Source organism: Macrococcus bovicus (genome assembly GCF_004359575.1).
Classification (GTDB): domain Bacteria; phylum Bacillota; class Bacilli; order Staphylococcales; family Staphylococcaceae; genus Macrococcus; species Macrococcus bovicus.
The window spans coordinates 1-2,177 of sequence record NZ_SCWF01000022.1 but is presented as its reverse complement, the minus strand read 5'-3'; the positions used below and the strand labels follow the sequence as shown (position 1 = coordinate 2,177).

The following is a 2,177-nucleotide window of genomic DNA, read 5'->3' as shown; positions in this document are numbered from 1 at the left end:
TGTTAGTAACGGTGTTAAAATCCTCAATAATAACGTTTTAAAAATCCCCAAAATTAACGGATAATCTATATCAATTGATGTAGATTGGAAGTGATTTTGAAGATGACGTTATTAATGGAGGATTTTTTTATGATTAGGGAGTTAAGAAATAAAGGCTGGACAGTGACAGCCATTTCAAAGGAAACGGGATTTGATCGTAAGACGATATCCAGGTATCTAAACAATGGGGCTGCACCTACGGTGACCCAACGAAAATCAAAAGGAAGTAAACTTGACCCCTACAAGGGATATCTAGAGAAGAGAATCAGTGAAGGAACCACCAACTGTAATGTGCTCATCGAAGAAATCAGAGCACTTGGCTATGACGGAAAGACAACAATCCTCAGAGATTTTGTCAGACCTCTGAGAGCGAAAAAAGGTGCCCAGGGTACGGTCAGATATGAAACAGCACCAGGAAGACAGGCTCAAGTTGACTGGGCTGTCAATGTGGGAACATGCATCGTAGATGGCAGTAGACAGACAATCCACGCATTTATCATGGTAATGAGTTACTCCCGTAAAAGATACATTGAATTTACTGCCGATATGACACAGGAAACACTGATGAAGTGTCATATGAATGCATTCAGCTATTTCAACGGAGTGCCTGAACAGATTCTCTATGACAATATGAAGACTGTTGTCACCAGACATAGTGTCAAACAGATCAGATTCAACAAGAAGTTTGAGGATTTCCTTAATTATTATGAAGTGTGTCCCAAGGCCTGTAAACCATACAGAGCCCAGACTAAAGGTAAGGTTGAAAGAGCCGTCTCCTATTTAAGATCAAATTTTCTTCAGCGAAAAAATCTGTCTGATAATCTGGCAGAGCTGAATCAGGAAGTAATCGGCTGGCTGGACCGTGTGGTCCATATCAAAGTCAATCAGACCACTCAGAAGAGTCCCAATGAAATGTTTGAAGCTGAACACAAGACACTTAGAAAATGGGGCGTCAGACCACTCTACCGTACGGAACCATGGGAACAAAGAACAGTCTCAAAGGACTGTTTCATCTCTTTCCGCGGCAGTCTTTACTCAGTTCCCCATCGATTCGTAGGTGCACAGCTTAAACTCAGATCCAGGGATGGGCTCCTTGAAGTTTTCGACGGCATTGAATGTGTCGCAGTGCACAAAGTAAACACCGGCCATAAGCTGATGATAATGGAAGATCATCATTACCAGGGACTCCCGGGAACAAAAAAAGAACAGTCTCACCATCGCTCCGCTGGTTTGCCGACCCTGGAGCTGGAAGAGACTATTCCTGTCCCGGAAGTAGAAAATCGTCCACTGTCTTCATATATCCAATATGAGGAGGAGTACAGTCGATGAATCAACAGCTGGAATACCGCCTTAAATCCCTCGGACTTGAATACACCGCTCTACACATTGATCATCTGGTGGAGGATGCTTCCAGAGATAATATATCATATTTAGATTTTCTAATAAATCTGGTTGATGAGGAATGGGAGCAGCGAGAAAAGCAGCTGCTTGAAAAACGTATTCATACAGCACGTTTTCCTTTCAGTAAAAGTATCAGTGATTTCGATTTTGAATTTCAACCAAGCGTCAATGAGAAACGAGTGAAGGAAACACTGACATGCCGGTTTATTGAAAATGGGGAGAACAGAATACTGCTCGGTCCGCCTGGAGTCGGAAAAACACATCTGGCGATCAGTTTTGGTATGGAGGCACTGATCAAAGGGTACACTGTCAAATTTATAACGGCTGACGAATTCGTCAATGAATGCCGTAAGGCATCAGCCAAGGAAATATTACATTATTTCATCAATCGAATGAGTAAGCCGGATATACTCATCGTTGATGAGCTGGGTTATTTCCCCTTCGACGAACTGACTGCCAATGTGTTCTTTCAGATTGTATCTAAACGATATGAACGTGGCGCCATGATACTCACGTCAAATAAATCCTATGTTGAATGGGGGAAAGTATTTGGCGATGATGTACTGGCAACAGCTATTCTTGATCGCCTGCTTCATCATTCAGTCACATTCAACATCAAGGGGGAATCTTTCAGAATGAAAGAGAAGAAACAGGCGGGTATTATCCCGGTTCAACTTTAGCAATAAATGAGGAATTTTATTCCGTTGTTTTTGAGGATTTTTAAGGCGTTATTGACA

2 protein-coding genes are annotated in these 2,177 nt (G+C 42.1%); both read left to right on the top strand.

The window, feature by feature from the left end; translation table 11 throughout:
* Window positions 1-114: 114 nt before the first annotated feature.
* Window positions 115-1,368 carry an IS21 family transposase gene (gene istA / locus ERX55_RS11205; RefSeq protein ID WP_424960693.1) on the top strand — a complete coding sequence of 418 codons (1,254 nt, stop codon included), beginning with the start codon at window positions 115-117 and terminating at the stop codon, window positions 1,366-1,368.
* On the top strand, window positions 1,365-2,120 hold the full coding sequence (istB, locus tag ERX55_RS11200; protein WP_133452663.1) for an IS21-like element helper ATPase IstB: 756 nt from the start codon (window positions 1,365-1,367) through the stop codon (window positions 2,118-2,120). The genes istA and istB overlap by 4 nt, the downstream gene beginning before the upstream one ends.
* The last annotated feature ends 57 nt before the right edge of the window (window positions 2,121-2,177 follow it).